Genomic DNA, 17,666 nt, shown 5'->3' with positions numbered 1-17,666 from the left:
CACCCGGCCGCATCCTGGGGCTGGAGAGGTACCTGTGGCGGCTGCCGTACCCTCTCCCCATGTCGTCGCTCTACGCCGCGTACGCCGGCAATCTCGACGCACGGCTGATGTCCCGCCGCGCCCCGCACTCCCCCCTCCGTGCCACCGGCTGGCTGAACGGATGGCGGCTGACCTTCGGCGGCGAGCAGATGGGCTGGGAGGGCGCGCTGGCCACCATCGTCGAGGACCCCCTCGCCGAGGTCTTCGTCGGCCTCTACGACCTCGCCCCGATGGACGAGGAGTCCATGGACCGCTGGGAGGGCGTCGGCATGGGCATCTACCGCCGGGCACGCGTGCGCGTGCACACGCTGGAGGGCGAGGAGTCCGCCTGGCTCTACGTCCTCAACGGCTACGAGGGCGGTCTGCCCTCGGCCCGCTACCTCGGCGAGATCGCCGACGCGGCGGAGTCGGCGGGCGCCCCGCACGACTACGTCATGGAACTCCGCAAGCGCCCCTGCTGAGCCCCCAAACCGCACAGACCACACACAGCCGACCCAAAAGTTGCCTGCGTCACACCGCTCGTTGGAAACGACAAGACAACGATCGCCATCCCGTGAGCTCAGTCATCTACGCGCGTAGGCCCAGACCGGCTACTCTCATCCGCGTGAACGCATCTCTTCTTCCGGACGACATCCAGGGCGACCCCCATGCCGCTGCCGGGGCGGCCGCCGCGCGCCTGCGCGAGCTCACGGGCGCCGAGACCCACGACGTCGCCCTCGTGATGGGCTCCGGCTGGGCTCCGGCCGTCGACGCCCTGGGCGCTCCCGACGCCGAGTTCCAGGTCACCGAGCTGCCCGGCTTCCCGCCGCCGGCCGTCGAGGGACACGGGGGCAAGATCCGCTCGTACTCCTTCGGTGATAAGCGTGCGCTGGTCTTCCTGGGCCGCACGCACTACTACGAGGGCCGCGGTGTCGCCGCCGTCGCGCACGGCGTCCGCACCGCCGTCGCCGCGGGCTGCAAGACCATCGTCCTCACCAACGGCTGCGGCGGCCTGCGCGAGGGCATGCGCCCCGGCCAGCCGGTCCTCATCAGCGACCACATCAACCTCACGGCGACCTCCCCGATCGTCGGCGCGAACTTCGTCGACCTGACGGACCTCTACTCGCCCCGCCTGCGCGCCCTGTGCAAGGAGATCGACGCCACCCTCGAAGAGGGCGTCTACGCGCAGTTCCCGGGCCCGCACTACGAGACTCCGGCCGAGATCCGCATGGCCCGCGTCATCGGCGCGGACCTGGTGGGCATGTCCACGGTCCTCGAGGCGATCGCCGCGCGCGAGGCCGGCGCCGAGGTCCTGGGCATCTCCCTGGTGACGAACCTGGCGGCGGGCATGACCGGCGAACCGCTGAACCACGAGGAGGTCCTCCAGGCCGGCCGCGACTCGGCGGCGCGGATGGGCGAGCTGCTCGCGCAGGTACTGGGCAGGATCTGAGAAACACGGCAGAGGGTGCCAGGGAGGGCCGTAGAGCGACTGCGGGACCGCCGGTGGCTGGTCGCGCAGTTCCCCGCGCCCCTGAGTGGGCACACGCACCCGGCGCCACAACGGACCGTTGGCCGCATGAGCGGTCCGCCATGGTCCTCGCACGCGGCGGGAAGGAACGGGGTGGGGAGTTCCCGCCCGCAGCGGCCGGCGTTCGTCACCCCGCACCACCCGAGATGGTCCACCGCCGGTCCGAGGACGGAGACTCCCCGCCCCGACCCCGACTCACCACCACCCGTAGGCGCTACGCGCACCCCCACCGAAGCAGCACCGGCGCCGCAGGCACACCACGAGAGGTTGGACGACGACCGTGCACGACGATCTCATCGCCCGGGCCAGGACCTGGCTGGCCGAGGACCCGGACCCGGACACCCGTGACGAGCTGGCCAAGCTGATCGACGCCGGTGACACCACCGAACTGTCGGACCGCTTCGCCGGCACCCTCCAGTTCGGCACCGCCGGCCTCCGCGGCGAACTCGGCGCCGGCCCGATGCGCATGAACCGCACCGTCGTCATCCGGGCCGCCGCCGGCCTCGCCGGCTACCTCAGGAAGCAGGGCCAGGGCACCGGCACCGTCGTCATCGGCTACGACGCCCGCCACAAGTCCGCCGACTTCGCCCGCGACACCGCGGCCGTCATGACCGGCGCCGGGCTCCACGCCGTCGTCCTGCCCCGCCCCCTCCCCACCCCGGTCCTGGCGTTCGCCATACGGCACCTGGGCGCGGTCGCCGGCGTGGAGGTCACCGCCAGCCACAACCCGCCCCGCGACAACGGCTACAAGGTCTACCTCGGCGACGGCTCCCAGATCGTCCCGCCCGCCGACGCGGAGATCGCCGCCGAGATCCACGCGATCGCGAGCCTGAACGACGTCCCCCGCCCCGACACCGGCTGGGAAACCCTCGACGACACCGTCCTGGACGCCTACCTGGCCCGTACGGACGCCGTCCTGGCCCCCGGCTCCCCCCGCACCGCACGGACCGTCTACACGGCCATGCACGGCGTCGGCAAGGACACCCTCCTCGCCGCCTTCGCCCGCGCCGGCTTCCCCGAGCCGGTCCTCGTCCCGGAGCAGGCGGATCCCGACCCGGACTTCCCGACCGTCGCCTTCCCCAACCCGGAAGAGCCCGGCGCGATGGACCTCTCCTTCGCGAAGGCCCGCGAGAGCGACCCCGACCTGATCATCGCCAACGACCCGGACGCCGACCGCTGCGCCGCCGCCGTCAAGGACGACGGCGAATGGCGCATGCTGCGCGGCGACGAGGTCGGCGCCCTCCTCGCCGCCCACCTGGTCCGCCGCGGCGTCACCGGCGTGTTCGCCGAGTCGATCGTCTCCTCCTCCCTCCTCGGCCGGATCGCCGAGAAGGCGGGACTGCCGTACGAGGAGACCCTCACCGGCTTCAAGTGGATCGCCCGCGTCGACGGCCTGCGCTACGGCTACGAGGAGGCCCTCGGCTACTGCGTCGACCCCGACGGCGTCCGCGACAAGGACGGCATCACCGCCGCGCTCCTGATCACCGAGCTGGCCTCGGTCCTCAAGGAGGAGGGCCGTACCCTCCTCGACCTCCTCGACGACCTCGCCGTGGAGCACGGCCTGCACGCCACCGACCAGCTCTCGGTCCGCGTCGAGGACCTCGCCGTCATCGCCGACGCCATGCGCAGGCTCCGCGAGCAGCCCCCGACCGCGCTCGCCGGCCTCCCCGTCACCGGCGCGGAGGACCTGACCCGGGGCACGGACCGGCTCCCGCCCACCGACGGCCTGCGCTACACGCTCACCGGTGCCCGGGTCGTCGTCCGCCCCAGCGGCACCGAGCCCAAGCTGAAGTGCTACCTGGAGGTCGTCGTCCCGGTGGCCACGCACGCCGGCCTTCCGGCGGCCCGCGCCAGGGCGGCCGAGACCCTGGCCGCGATCAAGCAGGACCTGTCGACAGCAGCCGGCATCTGAACCGAGGGGCGCCCCGGGCGCCCCTCGACTTCGTTGGCCCATGTACGGCTCCGCAGCACCCCATCGGGTGATTTCCCGGCGGTAGTTGACCCGGGCTCCACGCCGTGCCCCGGTGGCCGGGAAACGGTGGTCGGGTAACGCCCGCCACCGCCGCCGTACCGGAGTCTGGAGCCGCCGCCGTGTCCTCGACCGCCCCCGACACCGCCCCCAGCGGACACATCCCGGGCTCCCGAAGACCCCACCTCCCCACCGCGGGCGTCCCCCGTCACGCGCTGCGCCGGGCGGCCCCGGCCCTCGCCGGGTATCTCGCCGTACGGCTCGCCGGGCTGGTGTTCCTCGCCGTGTGGGCGCACCGGCGGCACCACGGGGTGTGGCCGATGCTGGCGACGCAGTGGGACTCCCGCTGGTATCTGGGGATCGCCGACCACGGGTACACGCACACCCTCGGGATCGCCTACGACCACAACAACCTGGCGTTCTTCCCGCTGTATCCGCTGCTGGTCAAGGCCGTGGCCGTGCTGACCCCGGGCACCCGGGCCAGTACCGGGCTCGGACTCGCCTGGCTGGCGTCGCTGGTCGCGGCCTGGGGCGTGTTCGCGGTGGGCGACCGGGTGGCCGGCCGGCGGGTCGGGGTGCTGCTCACGGTGTTGTGGGCGGCGTACCCGGTGGGTCTGGTGCAGTGGATGGGTTACACCGAGTCGCTGTTCACGGCGTTCGCCGCGTGGACGCTGTACGCGGTGCTCGGCGAGCGCTGGCTGTGGGCGGCGGCGGGATCGGTGCTGGCGGGGCTGACCCGGCCGACCGGGATCGCGGTGGCCGCCGCGGTGACGGTCACCGCGCTGCTCTCGCTGCGCTCGCGGTTCTCGGCCCGCGCGCTGACGGCGGCGGTGCTGGCGCCGCTGGGCTGGTGCGCGTACGTCGGCTGGGTGGGCCTCCGGCTGGGCCGCTGGGACGGCTACTTCGCCGTGCAGCGGATGTGGCACAACGAACTGGACGGCGGGGCGGAGACCGTGCGCTGGCTCCGGCATCTGTTCGGGCAGGTCCCGCGGCCGGAGCTGTTCCTGGTGGTGGTGAGCCTGACGATGCTCGCGTCGGTCGTGCTGTTCGGGCTCGCGGTGGCGGACCGGCAGCCGGTGCCGCTGCTGGTGTTCGGCGCGGTCCTGCTGGTGATCGTGGTGGCCAGCGGGGGCGTCTACTTCCCGCGGGCCCGCTTCCTCCTCCCCGCCTTCCCGCTGCTGCTGCCCGTCGCCGGGTATCTCGCCCGCGCCTCACGGCGGTTGCGGGTGCTCGCGCTGACGGCGGCGGTGGCGGGTTCGGCCTACTGCGGTGCGTACATGCTGCTGGTGTGGCCGAGTGCCCCGTGATTCACGGGGAGTTGGGCCTTCGCTTGCTTCTGGGACGCCTACCGCCGAAGGGGTGACCGCAGGCTGTGACCGCGGCAGTGATGCGCTCCCGGCCCCCCTGGAGGCATCCGCCCCCCAGGTGTTGCGCCGCCCCGGCTCACTGGCGGAACACCGGTTGCCACCACCGTCCGCGCGTACGCCGACGGCGACACCGCTGGTCCTACGCCGGCACGGCCACGACCGCCGCCGCGGTCTCCCCGTCCGACCAAGTCGACGTCCGCTGACCTCCGACCGGGTGAACCCCTGAACGACGGTGCCGGGCCACCCGCCACGGGGGGCCCGGCACCGCGTGCGTGCCGGTCAGCCCGTCGCCAGCAGGATCGCCAGGAGTACCGCTCCCGCGATCGCCGGGGCAGCCACCTCGTACGCCCAGCGGACCGTGACCTCACCCTGCGCGGACTCCGCCTGGCCCCGGTGCTCCAGCGTCTCCCGCAGGTCGTCCATGACCTTGTCGGTGTCCGCGCGCGCCGGCCCGGTCGCCTCGTCGGGCTCCCGCTGGCCCCCGATCGCGCCGCCGAGCCCGAAGCCGCCGAGCCCGCCCCCGGCGAACCCCGTCCGGCCGCGCCGCGCGTCCGACCCCGCCTTCGCCTGCGCCTTCGCCTGCCGACTGGCCGCCTTCTTGCGGCCCCGCAGCGAGACGGGGATCGCCCACAGCTGGTACTTCGCGCCCGACTTGACGATCACCTCGTTCGAGTAACCGGAGCGCAGGGAGGCGATCTCCCCCCACGGCAGCGTGATCACCCGGAACGGGTTCCGCACCCGCAGCCGGTCCTCGCCCGCGAACACCGCCGGGCGCAGCGTGAACGCCACCACCAGCGGCACCAGCAGGATCATGGCCGCCAGCGCGAGCCAGGGGGTGTGGCCGTGGCCCCGGATCAGCGCGTCGATGCCCAGCCAGCAGATGATGCCGAGCAGAAGTACGCCGCCGATCAGCGCCTGGGGCGAGCGGTAGATGCGGTCCTTGACGAGGGGCGTGGTCATGCCGCGATTCTGCCTCAGCTCTGCGCCTTCGCGCCGTGCGGGATACGTGCGGTGCGCGGGTGCGGATGGTTCCTGGCTGCTAGCGCCCACGCGGAGCCGCGTATCGATACGACCCGCGCCCCTTCCAGGGGCGCCCACCCAGCCGCCAGTGATAAGAACCGTTCCTCCGGGGTGTACAGCCGCTACGCGCGTAGATATGCTCGGGTGGTGACCATGCCCACCACCGCACCCCACGCAGCTGCTGACGTCACCGCGTCCGACGGCACGCTGCGCCGCTTCCTCCACGGGCTGCCCGGCGTCGACGCGGTCGGCCTGGAGGCGCGTGCCGCCTCCCTCGGCACCCGCTCCATCAAGACCACCGCGAAGGCGTACGCCATCGACCTCGCCATCTCGATGGTCGACCTGACGACGCTGGAAGGCGCCGACACCCCGGGCAAGGTCCGGGCGCTCGGCGCCAAGGCGGTCCACCCGGACCCGACGGACCGTACGACCCCCGCCACGGCCGCCGTCTGTGTCTATCCCGACATGGTGGCCACCGCCAAGGAGGCCGTCGCCGGCTCCGGCGTCAAGGTCGCCTCGGTCGCCACCGCCTTCCCGGCGGGCCGCGCGGCCCTGCCGGTCAAGCTCGCCGACGTGCGGGACGCCGTGGCCGCGGGTGCCGACGAGATCGACATGGTCATCGACCGCGGGGCGTTCCTCGCGGGGAACTACGGCAAGGTGTACGAGGAGATCGTCGCCGTGAAGGAGGCCTCGGGCGCCGCCCGGCTCAAGGTCATCTTCGAGACCGGCGAGCTGTCGACGTACGACAACATCCGCCGGGCCTCCTGGCTGGGCATGCTCGCCGGCGCCGACTTCATCAAGACGTCCACCGGCAAGGTGGCGGTGAACGCGACGCCCGCGAACACCCTCCTCATGCTGGAGGCCGTGCGCGACTTCCGCGCGCAGACCGGCGTCCAGGTCGGCGTCAAGCCCGCCGGCGGCATCCGGACCAGCAAGGACGCGATCAAGTTCCTCGTCCTGGTGAACGAGACGGCGGGCGCGGACTGGCTGGACAACCACTGGTTCCGCTTCGGCGCCTCCTCGCTCCTGAACGACCTGCTGATGCAGCGTCAGAAGCTGGCCACCGGCCGCTACTCCGGCCCCGACTACGTGACGGTGGACTGATCACCATGGCCAAGGAAAAGATGACCACCGCATTCGAGTACGCACCGGCGCCCGAGTCCCGCTCCGTCGTCGACATCGCGCCCTCCTACGGCCTCTTCATCGACGGCGAGTTCACCGACGCGGCCGACGGCAAGGTCTTCAAGACCGTCAGCCCCAGCACCGAGGAGGTCCTCTCCGAGGTCGCCCGGGCCGGTGCCGAGGACGTCGACCGGGCCGTCAAGGCCGCCCGCAAGGCCTTCGGGAAGTGGTCCGCGCTGCCGGGTTCCGAGCGCGCCAAGTACCTCTTCCGGATCGCCCGGATCATCCAGGAGCGCAGCCGTGAGCTGGCCGTCCTGGAGACGCTGGACAACGGCAAGCCCATCAAGGAGACCCGCGACGCCGACCTCCCCCTGGTCGCCGCGCACTTCTTTTACTACGCGGGCTGGGCGGACAAGCTCGACCACGCGGGCTACGGCGCGAACCCGCAGCCGCTCGGCGTGGCCGGCCAGGTCATTCCGTGGAACTTCCCGCTCCTGATGCTGGCCTGGAAGATCGCCCCGGCGCTCGCCACCGGCAACACGGTGGTCCTCAAGCCCGCCGAGACGACCCCGCTCTCCGCGCTCTTCTTCGCGGACATCTGCCGCCAGGCGGGCCTGCCCAGGGGCGTCGTCAACATCCTCCCCGGCTACGGTGACGCGGGCGCCGCGCTCGTCGCCCACCCCGACGTGAACAAGGTCGCCTTCACCGGCTCCACCGCCGTCGGCAAGGAGATCGCGCGCACGGTCGCGGGCAGCCGCAAGAAGCTCACCCTCGAACTGGGCGGCAAGGGCGCGAACATCGTCTTCGACGACGCCCCCATCGACCAGGCCGTCGAGGGCATCGTCAACGGCATCTTCTTCAACCAGGGCCAGGTCTGCTGCGCGGGCTCCCGGCTCCTCGTCCAGGAGTCGATCCACGACGAGCTGCTCGACTCCCTGAAGCGCCGCCTGTCCACCCTTCGCCTCGGCGATCCGCTGGACAAGAACACCGACATCGGCGCGATCAACTCCGCGGAGCAGCTCGCGCGCATCACCTCCCTCGTCGAGCAGGGCGAGGCGGAGGGCGCCGAGCGCTGGTCCCCGGCCTGTGAGATCCCCTCCGCCGGCTACTGGTTCGCCCCGACGCTCTTCACGAACGTCACCCAGGCGCACACCGTCGCCCGCGACGAGATCTTCGGCCCGGTGCTGTCGGTCCTGACCTTCCGCACGCCCGACGAGGCCGTGGCGAAGGCCAACAACACGCCCTACGGCCTGTCCGCCGGCATCTGGACCGAGAAGGGCTCGCGGATCCTCGCCGTCGCCAACAAGCTGCGCGCGGGCGTGATCTGGTCCAACACGTTCAACAAGTTCGACCCCACCTCGCCGTTCGGCGGGTACAAGGAGTCGGGCTTCGGCCGCGAGGGCGGCCGCCACGGTCTGGAGGCGTACCTCGATGTCCGATAAGTCCGAGCAGCAGCGTCTGAGCGTCTTCAAGACCTACAAGCTGTACGTCGGGGGCAAGTTCCCCCGCAGCGAGAGCGGCCGGGTGTACGAGGTGACCACGAAGCCGAAAGCCGCTGACGCGGCGGGCAAGGGCAATTGGCTGGCCAACGCACCGCTTGCCAGCCGCAAGGACGCCCGGGACGCGGTCGTGGCCGCGCGCAAGGCGTTCGGCGGCTGGTCCGGGGCGACCGCCTACAACCGGGGGCAGGTCCTCTACCGCGTCGCGGAGATGCTGGAGGGCCGCCGGGACCAGTTCACGCGCGAGGTCGCGGACGCGGAGGGCCTCGGCAGGTCCAAGGCCGCCGCGGTCGTGGACGCGACCATCGACCGCTGGGTCTGGTACGCGGGCTGGACCGACAAGATCGCCCAGGTGGTCGGCGGCGGCAACCCGGTCGCGGGCCCGTTCTTCAACCTCTCCTCCCCCGAGCCGACCGGTGTGGTGGCCGTCCTGGCCCCGCAGGAGTCGTCGTTCCTGGGCCTGGTGTCCGTGCTCGCGCCCGTGATCGCGACCGGCAACACGGCGGTCGTCGTCGCCAGCGAGAAGGCGCCGCTCCCGGCGCTCTCCCTGGCCGAGGTGCTCGCCACCTCCGACGTCCCCGGCGGAGTGGTCAACGTCCTCTCCGGCCGTACGGCGGAGATCGCGGCGCCCCTCGCCGCCCACCAGGACGTCAACGCGATCGACCTCGCGGGCGCGGACGAGGCGCTGGCGAAGGAGCTGGAGATCGCGGCGGCCGACAACCTCAAGCGGGTGCTGCGTCCACAGCCTGTGGATTACGCCGTGACCCCGGGAACCGAGCGCCTCACGGCCTTCCTGGAGACGAAGACGGTCTGGCACCCGACGGGGGCGCTGGGCGCGTCGGGGTCCTCCTACTGATTCGCCTCCGTGCGTGGGGAACCGCGGGCCGGCCGTGACTGGTCGCGCAGTTCCCCACGCCCCCTTACGGGGCGCTCAACTCCCCGCGTTCCCCAGCGCCTGCCCCAGCACCGGAACCGCCCCGACCGACGACGCCTGCGCCACCGGACCCGTCAGCATCTTCGACGACACCGGCTGGAAGTCGGCCACCTGCGTGCCCACCCCGTTGTCCAGCGGGTCGACACCCGTGCCCGCCAGCGGGTTGGGCTTCAGCCCCGTCACCGGCCCCGTGACATACGGCAGTACGGCCCCCAGCGCCTGCATGCCCGCCTTCGGGTCGATGTGACCGAGCGAGGTGGGCGAGGTCCGCACCAGGGGGTCCATGACGTGCTGGGTGTCCGCGGCGGCCGTCGTGGCGCCCGCGCCGAGCGCGACCCCCGCCGTGGCGAGTGCGACCAGGGCGCGCTGAGCGGTCGGATGCGGGGAGGACGCGGTTCGGGCCATTGCTGATGCCACCTTCGGATGCTCAGGGTGATCGGATTGACACTCAGGGTAGTTGAGGTGTGACTCACGCTCCAAAGCCGACCCGCGGGGTCGGCAGCAGGCCCCCCATGCGTCAAACTGGTGTTCCGTGAGCCTTCATCTCCCGTCCCCCGCCCGTGTGGTGCTGCTGTGCGGCCCCTCGGGCTCGGGCAAGTCACTCGTCGCCGCCCGTTCCGGGCTGCCCGTCCTGCGCCTCGACGACTTCTACAAGGAGGGCGACGACCCGACTCTGCCGCTGGTGGCGGGGAGTTCGGACATCGACTGGGACCACCCGGAGTCCTGGGACGCGGAGGTCGCGGTCGAGGCCATCGCCCGGCTCTGCGCCACGGGGTCGGCGCCGGTGCCGGTGTACGACATCGCGCTGAGCGCCCGTACCGGCGAGGAACCGCTGCACATCGGCCGTACCCCGCTGTTCATCGCGGAGGGCATCTTCGCCGCCGAGATAGTGGAGCGCTGCCGGGAGCTGGGGCTGCTGGCCGACGCGCTCTGCCTGAACCGGGGCCCGATGCGGACCTTCCGGCGGCGCTTCCTGCGCGATCTCAAGGAGGGCCGCAAGTCGGTGCCGTTCCTGCTGCGCCGGGGCTGGCGGCTGATGCGCGCGGAGCGGGCGATCGTGGCCCGCCAGGTGTCGCTGGGCGCGCACCCGTGCGACCGGGACGAGGCGCTGGGCCGGCTGGCCGCGGCCGCCGTCGGGCGTCACGGGACAGCGAAGACCACCGCACCCATCAACTGAGGAACCACGGCGGCGAGCAACCACGTCCGCGAGAGTGGCGCCGGGTCACGCGCAAAAGGGCGCGGGACTGGATGGACCCCCCGGCCCTCCAGTCCCGCTCCCCCGTTGCTCCGCCGAACACCCCCGTGTCCCCCGTGGCGGAGCTCCCCCGTGCTTTCCCCGCGAGTCCCCCCGGACTCGCTTCCCCCATGGGCCCTGACTCGCGTCCCCCGTGAGTCCCCCCGGGCCCTCCCCGTCGGGATCCCCCCGGATCCCCTTACCTTCAGGCGACAAGCTCCCCGAAGGCGCTCTCCTCGTCACGGCCGAAGCTGAGGACCTCGTCCTCGCGCAGCCGGCGGAGCGACCGCCAGATGCTGGACTTCACCGTGCCGACACTGATGTCGAGGATCTCCGCGATCTCCGGGTCCGTGCGGCCCTCGTAGTAGCGCAGGACCAGCATGGTGCGCTGGAGTTCGGGGAGCCGGGCCAGCGCCTGCCACAGGACCGCGCGCAGCTCGGTGCCGCTCATCGCGTCCGTGTCGCCGGGCGTCTCCGGCAGTTCCTCGGTCGGGTACTCGTTGAGCTTGCGGCGCCGCCAGGCGCTGATGTGCAGGTTGGTCATCGTCCGCCGCAGGTAACCGCCCACGGCCGCCTTGTCGCTGATCCGGTCCCACGCCTTGTACGTCGAGAACAGCGCGCTCTGCAGCAGGTCCTCGGCCTCGTAGCGGTCACCGGTCAGGTGGTAGGCGGTCGCGTACAGGGAGGCTCGGCGTTCCTGGACGTAGGCGGTGAACTCCGCCTCGGTCAGCGAGCGCTGCTCCCCCGTGTCCTCCCCGTGCGCGGATCCCCCATGCGGCTCCCCCGTGAAGCCGTCGACCACCGTCATGTAGGCGGCGTGCTGACGTCCGGTGCCGCGAGCGCACCCCCGCCCGCTCACGGCACCGGACTTCTCGGAACCCCGGTGCACATCGTGCAGACGCGTGATCACTGCGCTGGTGCTGTGACCGATCAGCGTGTTCATCTCGCGCCCCCCGTCGTGGACTTCCGGTAGTTCGGCTTGCTCAGGCCGCTCGCCTCGTTCCGCTCGCTTGCCTGTGCCGAGAACTCTGCCGGGCCACCTTCACGGCCGTATCCGCCGACTGTCACAGACCTGTCACAGGGGTTCGGCACAGAGAGTCCACACAAGATGCACAGATGGTGGCGCTAGGGAGGTTTGCAGGCGGCTACCGGTCGCACAGGTCGTACGACAGGCCCCGCATGGGCCAGAATGAGCCCGTGCCTTCCCTGTTGCTGATCGAGGACGACGACGCCATCCGTACGGCCCTGGAGCTCTCACTGACGCGCCAGGGGCACCGGGTGGCCACCGCTGCGACCGGTGAGGACGGTCTGAAGCTGTTGCGTGAGCAGCGGCCCGATCTGATCGTCCTCGACGTCATGCTGCCCGGCATCGACGGGTTCGAGGTGTGCCGGCGGATCCGGCGCACGGACCAGTTGCCGATCATTCTGCTGACCGCGCGCAGCGACGACATCGACGTGGTGGTCGGGCTGGAGTCCGGGGCCGACGACTATGTCGTCAAACCCGTCCAGGGCCGGGTGCTCGACGCCCGGATCCGGGCCGTGCTGCGCCGCGGGGAGCGGGAGTCCAGCGACTCGGCGACCTACGGCAATGTCGTCATCGACCGGTCCGCGATGACCGTGACGAAGAACGGCGAGGACCTCCAGCTGACGCCGACCGAGCTGCGGCTGCTGCTCGAACTGAGCCGGCGGCCCGGGCAGGCGCTGTCCCGGCAGCAGTTGCTGCGGCTGGTCTGGGAGCACGACTACCTCGGTGACTCCCGGCTCGTGGACGCCTGTGTGCAACGGCTGCGCGCCAAGGTGGAGGACGTGCCCTCCTCCCCGACCCTGATCCGTACCGTGCGTGGTGTCGGCTACCGCCTGGACGCTCCTCAGTGACGGACCGGCAAGGGGGTTTCCGCGGCTGGGCCGCGGATCGCAAGGGAGCCGTGTCCAGGCTGCGTTTCACCAGTCTGCGGCTGCGGCTCGTCGTGGTCTTCGGGCTCGTCGCGCTGACCGCGGCCGTGTCCGCCTCCGGCATCGCGTACTGGCTCAACCGCGAGGCCGTGCTCACCCGTACCCAGGACGCGGTGCTGCGCGACTTCCAGCAGGAGATGCAGAACCGGGCCGGAGCGCTGCCCGTCCATCCCACCCAGGACGAACTCCAGCGCACGGCCGGGCAGATGGCCGTCAGCAGTCAGCGGTTCAGCGTGTTACTGGTCGGCCAGGACCCGGACGGCAAGACGGTGTACGGCAGTTCGGACGGGCTGAGCGCGTTCGCGCTCGACGACGTGCCCCGGTCGCTGCGCACGGCCGTCGACAAGCAGCAGAAGCTGACCGACTCCAACAAGTCGGCGTACCACCTGTACTGGCAGCGGGTCGTCGACCACGGCACGCCGTACCTGGTGGCCGGGACCCGGCTGATCGGCGGCGGGCCGTCCGGCTACATGATGAAGTCACTGGAGCCGGAGGCGAAGGACCTCAACTCGCTGGCGTGGTCGCTGGGGATCGCCACCGGGCTGGCGCTCATCGGCTCGGCGTTGCTGGCGCAGGCCGCCGCCACGACCGTGCTGAAGCCCGTGCACCGGCTGGGCGTCGCCGCGCGGCGACTCGGCGAGGGCAAGCTGGACACCCGGCTGCGGGTGTCGGGGACGGACGAACTCGCCGATCTCTCACGGACGTTCAACGACGCGGCCGAGGCGCTGGAGAAACGGGTCGACGACATGGCCGCGCGCGACGACGCCTCGCGCCGCTTCGTCGCCGACATGAGCCATGAACTCCGTACGCCGCTCACCGCGATCACCGCCGTGACCGAGATCCTGGAGGAGGAGCTGGAGGCGGAGTCGGGGTCGATGGACCCGATGATCGAGCCCGCGGTCCGGCTGGTCGTCAGCGAGACGCGCCGCCTCAACGACCTCGTCGAGAACCTGATGGAGGTCACCCGCTTCGACGCAGGTACGGCCCGGCTGGTCCTCGACGACGTCGACATCGCCGACCAGATCACCGCCTGCATCGACGCCCGGGCCTGGCTGGACGCGGTGGAGCTGGACGCCGAGCGCGGCATCCACGCCCGCCTCGACCCGCGCCGCCTCGACGTCATCCTCGCCAACCTGATCGGCAACGCGCTCAAGCACGGCGGTTCGCCGGTGCGGGTGTCGGTGCGCATGGACCAGGAAGAAGGCGGTGACCTGGTGATCGCCGTACGCGACCACGGTCCGGGCATCCCCGAGGACGTCCTGCCGCACGTCTTCGACCGGTTCTACAAGGCGAGCGCCTCCCGGCCGCGTTCCGAGGGCAGCGGGCTGGGTCTGTCCATCGCGACGGAGAACGCCCGGATCCACGGCGGCTCGATCACCGCCGCCAACTCTCCCGAGGGCGGTGCGGTGTTCACCCTGCGGCTGCCCCGGGACGCCTCGACGCTCACCGCGGAGAGCCAGGACGCCGGGGAGAAGGACGCCTGATGCAGGGACGAAGACTCCTGGCCGTCGCCGGGCTGGCGCTCGCGCTCTCCGGGTGCGGGATCCGGGCCACCGAGGTGCCGACCGACTTCGGCGGGGCGCCCTCGCGGGTGCCGTGTTCGATGACCCAGCCGGATCTGTCGGCGCAGTCCGCGCGCGGGGTGCCGGTGCAGGTGTTCCTGCTGTGCGGCTCCTCGCTGGTGACCGTGGACCGGGAGGTGCGGGTCCCGGAGGGCACGGCGGACGCGCAGCGGCGGGTGATCGTCGCGCAGGGGCTCCTCGACCAGCTCGCGGAGACGCCCACGGCCGCCGAGAAGGCGGCGGGCTACACGACGTACGTGCGCGGCGGGATGTCGGTCGTCAAGCCCCGGCCCGGGGACCCCGAGGACACGCTGCGGCTGAGCACGTCCCCGGCCCAGCTGACGTCGTACGCGCTGGGCCAGATCGTGTGCACGCTCTCCGACTCGGCCGCGGCCGAGGGCGACGGTTCGGTGATCCTCGGCGGGCCGGGGCGGGAGTCGCTGCTGCGGTACGAGTGCACGGACGCGGTGCGGAACTCTCCGAGTGGGAACCGGCCGCCGGCCAGTGAGGTTTCTTCCGGGTGAGGGGTGTTTCGGCGCCTGATGGGGTGTCGCCCGAGGCTGGGGGGCGAGTGCCGGTGGTGTGTGGTTGATCGCGCCCAAGCGGCGGAGCCGCATATTGATACAGCCCCGCGCTCCTGACGGGGCGCTCCACGTACCGTGTGTCGAAAGCCTCACCCCCTAGCATCCGGAACCGTTCGCGTGCGCGGGCGCGTCTACGGGGGCGTGCAGCGTCAAGGCTCCATCGGCGGCAGCGCCGCGATCCGCGTCCGTGCGACAGGGGGTGTCCTCCTTGTCGCACATCTCGCGTTCGTCGCCTGGCTGATGCTGCGGCCACTGGACGTGCCGTGGGTGATGCCCGCCAACCTGCACCCGTTCGCCGGTATCCGCGCCGACCTGGCGCTGGGCCCGCGCGAGGCGGCCCACCGGATCGGTGAGGGCCTCGCGCTGCTCGCCCCGCTGGGCGTGCTGCTCCCGCTGGTCCACGGCCGGCTGCGCGTCTCCCCGCTCGCCTCCCTGATCGGTACCGCCGCCACCGGCGCCCTGATCTCGCTCGGCATAGCCCTGCTGCAGACCGGGGTGCCCGGGCGGGTGGTGGACGTCGACTCGATCCTGCTGAACACGGTCGGTGTGATCCTGGCGCATCTGGCGGTGGTGCCGGCGGCCCGCTCCCGGCTCCGCCGGCGGGGTGCGCGGCGACGGCCCGCGGCCCTCCCCCAGGAGGACGCGGCTCAGGGTCGTACCCCGACGATTCCCAGGGTCGGGATCGCCCCGTAGAGCGACGCTTCGACCCGGTTCGTCTTCGTACCGTGGAGGACAGATGAGGGGCCGCACGGGCCGCCTCGAACCGGTCGCCCAGCACCGGACACTCACGAAGGAGACGCGGATGTCCAGCCTCGCCCGCCCCACCCATGGCCGCATGATCGGCGGAGTGTGCGCCGCGCTGGCCCGCCGCTTCGGCACCTCCGCGACCACGATGCGGGTGATCTTCCTGCTGTCCTGCCTGCTGCCGGGACCGCAGTTCCTGCTCTACATCGCGCTGTGGATCCTCCTCCCCTCGGAGGAGAAGGCCACCGCCTGGTAACACCTGGGGACGGCAACGCCGTCGGGGCGCACCGGACGATTCCGGTGCGCCCCGGCGGCGTTGCCGATCCGCTGGGGAGAGGTCAGCCGATCGGAATCCCGTTCACCGGCAGACCGTGGGTGGGCATGCCCTGGACCGGCAGTCCACCGAGCAGGCCGGCGACGGGCTTGGTCGGGCCACCACCGGCGAGCAGCTGCTCGGCGGCCGGCTGGGCGGCGGCAAGACCCGCGGCGAGGGCGGTCCGCCCCTGCGCCAGAGCCTCACCGGCCCCCGGCAGGGCCTTGGAGACGTTCTCGGCCGGCAGCGTCTTGGTGACGGTGTCCAGGGCCTGCGAGGAGTCCGGGACGGCCGGGGCCGCATTGGCCGCGCCCGCGCCGACGGCGGCGAAGGCGGCGCCGAGAGCGGCGACACCGAGGGTCTTGGCAGCAGACTGCTTCATCGTTGATGCGTCCTTGGAATACGGTGACGGGGATCTTTGAATAACGCGCTGAGCGGTCCACGACCGTAAACATGCCGGACCACCCACCGCAAACACCGGAATGCGGACGGACAGCGGGAGACCGTCCGCATTCCGAGCCCCGCCGGAGCTCCCGATCAGCCCTGCGGATCGGCAGAACCGCTGGTGGAGGCGGTCTGCCGGAACAGCCATTCGGATTTCAGCTCCGCATAACCCGGCTTGACGACGTCATTGATCATGGCGAGTCGTTCATCGAAAGGAATGAACGCTGATTTCATCGCATTGACGGAGAACCACTGCATGTCGTCGAGCGTGTAACCGAATGCGTCGACAAGGTGCTCGAATTCCCGGGTCATGCTGGTCCCCGACATCAGCCGGTTGTCCGTGTTCACGGTGGCCCGGAAGTGCAGCCGGCGCAGCAGCCCGATCGGGTGCTCGGCGTAGGAGTCGGCGGCCCCGGTCTGGAGGTTGGAGCTGGGGCACAGCTCCAGCGGGATCCGCTTGTCACGGACGTACGAGGCGAGCCGGCCGAGCTTGACCGTGCCGTCCTCGTGGACCTGGATGTCGTCGATGATCCGCACGCCGTGCCCGAGCCGGTCGGCGCCGCACCACTGGAGGGCCTGCCAGATGGACGGCAGTCCGAAGGCCTCGCCGGCATGGATGGTGAAGTGGTTGTTCTCGCGCTTGAGGTACTCGAACGCGTCGAGATGCCGGGTGGGCGGGTAGCCGGCCTCGGCGCCTGCGATGTCGAAGCCGACGACGCCCAGGTCCCGGTAGCGGTTGGCGAGCTCGGCGATCTCCAGGGAGCGGGCCGCGTGCCGCATGGCGGTGAGCAGGGCGCCGACCCGGATCCGGCGGCCGTTCTCCCGGGCGAGCGCCTCGCCCTGCCGGAAGCCCTCGTTGACGGCCTCGACGACCTCTTCGAGGGACAGGCCCCCTTCGAGGTGCTGCTCGGGTGCGTACCGCACCTCGGCGTACACGACGCCGTCCTCGGCGAGGTCCTCCGCGCACTCGCGCGCGACCCGCACCAGGGCGCCCCGGGTCTGCATGACCCCGACGGTGTGCGAGAAGGTCTCCAGGTACCGCTCCAGCGAGCCGGAGTCGGCGGCCTCCCGGAACCAGACGCCGAGCTTGTCCGGATCGGATTCGGGAAGGCCGGCGTACCCGGTCTCCCGGGCGAGGTCGGCGACGGTACCGGGGCGCAGACCGCCGTCGAGATGGTCGTGCAGCAGAACCTTCGGTGCCCGGCGGATCTGCTCCGGCGTCGGGGTGTTCGCGATGCTCTGGCTCGTCATTTCCGCACTGTAACTCCTACGCGCGTAGATCGCCCGGTACTCTGCATATTCCGTTTCCCGTCGATACGTAACGGTGACCGCACGGACGGGTCGCGTACACCGCTTCTTCTGACACTGTTCTGTC

General features: G+C 71.6%; 18 protein-coding genes. 13 read left to right on the top strand and 5 right to left on the bottom strand.

Features of this window, described 5'->3' with window-relative positions:
• Positions 1–59 precede the first annotated feature (59 nt).
• The 4 genes from ACZ4N4_RS21670 (at position 60) to ACZ4N4_RS21655 (ending at position 4,822) form a co-directional block, all read left to right on the top strand.
• Complete coding sequence (locus ACZ4N4_RS21670) at positions 60–500, top strand: gamma-glutamylcyclotransferase family protein (protein WP_453568883.1); 441 nt, start codon at positions 60–62, stop codon at positions 498–500.
• Positions 501–643: 143 nt separating this feature from the next.
• Entirely contained in the window at positions 644–1,468 is an 825-nt protein-coding gene (locus ACZ4N4_RS21665) for a purine-nucleoside phosphorylase (RefSeq protein WP_351741376.1), read from the top strand.
• Positions 1,469–1,826: 358 nt separating this feature from the next.
• The gene (locus ACZ4N4_RS21660; protein ID WP_467591081.1) at positions 1,827–3,458 is read left to right on the top strand and encodes a phospho-sugar mutase; all 1,632 of its coding nucleotides are present in this window, start codon (positions 1,827–1,829) and stop codon (positions 3,456–3,458) included.
• 179 nt (positions 3,459–3,637) lie between these two features.
• The gene (locus ACZ4N4_RS21655; RefSeq protein WP_467591078.1) at positions 3,638–4,822 is read left to right on the top strand and encodes a hypothetical protein; all 1,185 of its coding nucleotides are present in this window, start codon (positions 3,638–3,640) and stop codon (positions 4,820–4,822) included.
• 339 nt (positions 4,823–5,161) lie between these two features.
• Here ACZ4N4_RS21655 and ACZ4N4_RS21650 read toward each other — a convergent pair whose 3' ends face one another.
• Positions 5,162–5,842 carry a PH domain-containing protein gene (locus ACZ4N4_RS21650; RefSeq protein ID WP_467591076.1) on the bottom strand — a complete coding sequence of 227 codons (681 nt, stop codon included), beginning with the start codon at positions 5,840–5,842 and terminating at the stop codon, positions 5,162–5,164.
• Positions 5,843–6,055: 213 nt separating this feature from the next.
• On the opposite strand from ACZ4N4_RS21650, the gene deoC reads away from it, so the two are divergent.
• From deoC to ACZ4N4_RS21635, 3 genes are read left to right on the top strand one after another with little or no spacing between them, the layout of a single operon-like run.
• The gene (deoC, locus tag ACZ4N4_RS21645) at positions 6,056–7,006 is read left to right on the top strand and encodes a deoxyribose-phosphate aldolase (protein WP_467591814.1); all 951 of its coding nucleotides are present in this window, start codon (positions 6,056–6,058) and stop codon (positions 7,004–7,006) included.
• A 20-nt stretch (positions 7,007–7,026) separates the two neighbouring features.
• A complete protein-coding gene (locus ACZ4N4_RS21640; RefSeq protein WP_467591073.1) occupies positions 7,027–8,466 on the top strand; it encodes an aldehyde dehydrogenase family protein in 1,440 nt (479 codons plus the stop codon).
• On the top strand, positions 8,456–9,379 hold the full coding sequence (locus tag ACZ4N4_RS21635) for an aldehyde dehydrogenase family protein (RefSeq protein WP_467591070.1): 924 nt from the start codon (positions 8,456–8,458) through the stop codon (positions 9,377–9,379). The genes ACZ4N4_RS21640 and ACZ4N4_RS21635 overlap by 11 nt, the downstream gene beginning before the upstream one ends.
• Positions 9,380–9,454: 75 nt before the next feature.
• On the opposite strand, the gene ACZ4N4_RS21630 is transcribed toward ACZ4N4_RS21635, so the two are convergent.
• On the bottom strand, positions 9,455–9,862 hold the full coding sequence (locus ACZ4N4_RS21630; protein ID WP_453568895.1) for a hypothetical protein: 408 nt from the start codon (positions 9,860–9,862) through the stop codon (positions 9,455–9,457).
• 127 nt (positions 9,863–9,989) lie between these two features.
• Between ACZ4N4_RS21630 and ACZ4N4_RS21625 the strand changes: the two genes are divergently transcribed.
• Positions 9,990–10,634, top strand: a complete 645-nt coding sequence (locus ACZ4N4_RS21625) for a uridine kinase family protein (protein WP_467591067.1) — start codon at positions 9,990–9,992, stop codon at positions 10,632–10,634.
• A gap of 262 nt (positions 10,635–10,896) precedes the next feature.
• Here ACZ4N4_RS21625 and ACZ4N4_RS21620 read toward each other — a convergent pair whose 3' ends face one another.
• Positions 10,897–11,634, bottom strand: coding sequence for a SigE family RNA polymerase sigma factor (locus ACZ4N4_RS21620; protein ID WP_453568899.1), 738 nt, complete (start codon positions 11,632–11,634; stop codon positions 10,897–10,899).
• Positions 11,635–11,888: 254 nt separating this feature from the next.
• On the opposite strand from ACZ4N4_RS21620, the gene afsQ1 reads away from it, so the two are divergent.
• From afsQ1 to ACZ4N4_RS21595, 5 genes are all read left to right on the top strand, one after another.
• Positions 11,889–12,566, top strand: coding sequence for a two-component system response regulator AfsQ1 (gene afsQ1 / locus ACZ4N4_RS21615; protein ID WP_174855921.1), 678 nt, complete (start codon positions 11,889–11,891; stop codon positions 12,564–12,566).
• Positions 12,563–14,128 carry an ATP-binding protein gene (locus tag ACZ4N4_RS21610; protein WP_453568901.1) on the top strand — a complete coding sequence of 522 codons (1,566 nt, stop codon included), beginning with the start codon at positions 12,563–12,565 and terminating at the stop codon, positions 14,126–14,128. The genes afsQ1 and ACZ4N4_RS21610 overlap by 4 nt, the downstream gene beginning before the upstream one ends.
• On the top strand, positions 14,128–14,730 hold the full coding sequence (locus tag ACZ4N4_RS21605) for a hypothetical protein (protein ID WP_467591062.1): 603 nt from the start codon (positions 14,128–14,130) through the stop codon (positions 14,728–14,730). The genes ACZ4N4_RS21610 and ACZ4N4_RS21605 overlap by 1 nt, the downstream gene beginning before the upstream one ends.
• A 201-nt stretch (positions 14,731–14,931) precedes the next feature.
• Complete coding sequence (locus ACZ4N4_RS21600) at positions 14,932–15,483, top strand: VanZ family protein (protein WP_467591811.1); 552 nt, start codon at positions 14,932–14,934, stop codon at positions 15,481–15,483.
• 109 nt (positions 15,484–15,592) lie between these two features.
• Positions 15,593–15,790, top strand: coding sequence for a PspC domain-containing protein (locus tag ACZ4N4_RS21595; RefSeq protein ID WP_089099209.1), 198 nt, complete (start codon positions 15,593–15,595; stop codon positions 15,788–15,790).
• A gap of 82 nt (positions 15,791–15,872) precedes the next feature.
• Here the strand turns inward: ACZ4N4_RS21595 and ACZ4N4_RS21590 are convergent, their stop codons facing one another.
• Both ACZ4N4_RS21590 and ACZ4N4_RS21585 read right to left on the bottom strand, forming a co-directional pair.
• Complete coding sequence (locus ACZ4N4_RS21590; RefSeq protein WP_453568907.1) at positions 15,873–16,229, bottom strand: ATP-binding protein; 357 nt, start codon at positions 16,227–16,229, stop codon at positions 15,873–15,875.
• 155 nt (positions 16,230–16,384) lie between these two features.
• Positions 16,385–17,542: an adenosine deaminase gene (locus ACZ4N4_RS21585; protein ID WP_467591059.1), complete on the bottom strand. Its 1,158-nt coding sequence runs from the start codon at positions 17,540–17,542 to the stop codon at positions 16,385–16,387.
• Positions 17,543–17,666: the final 124 nt, after the last annotated feature.

This window comes from Streptomyces sp. NPDC026538, from assembly GCF_055567535.1.
Note: the sequence above shows the minus strand (reverse complement) of the source record. Positions and strands in the feature narration are given on the sequence as shown.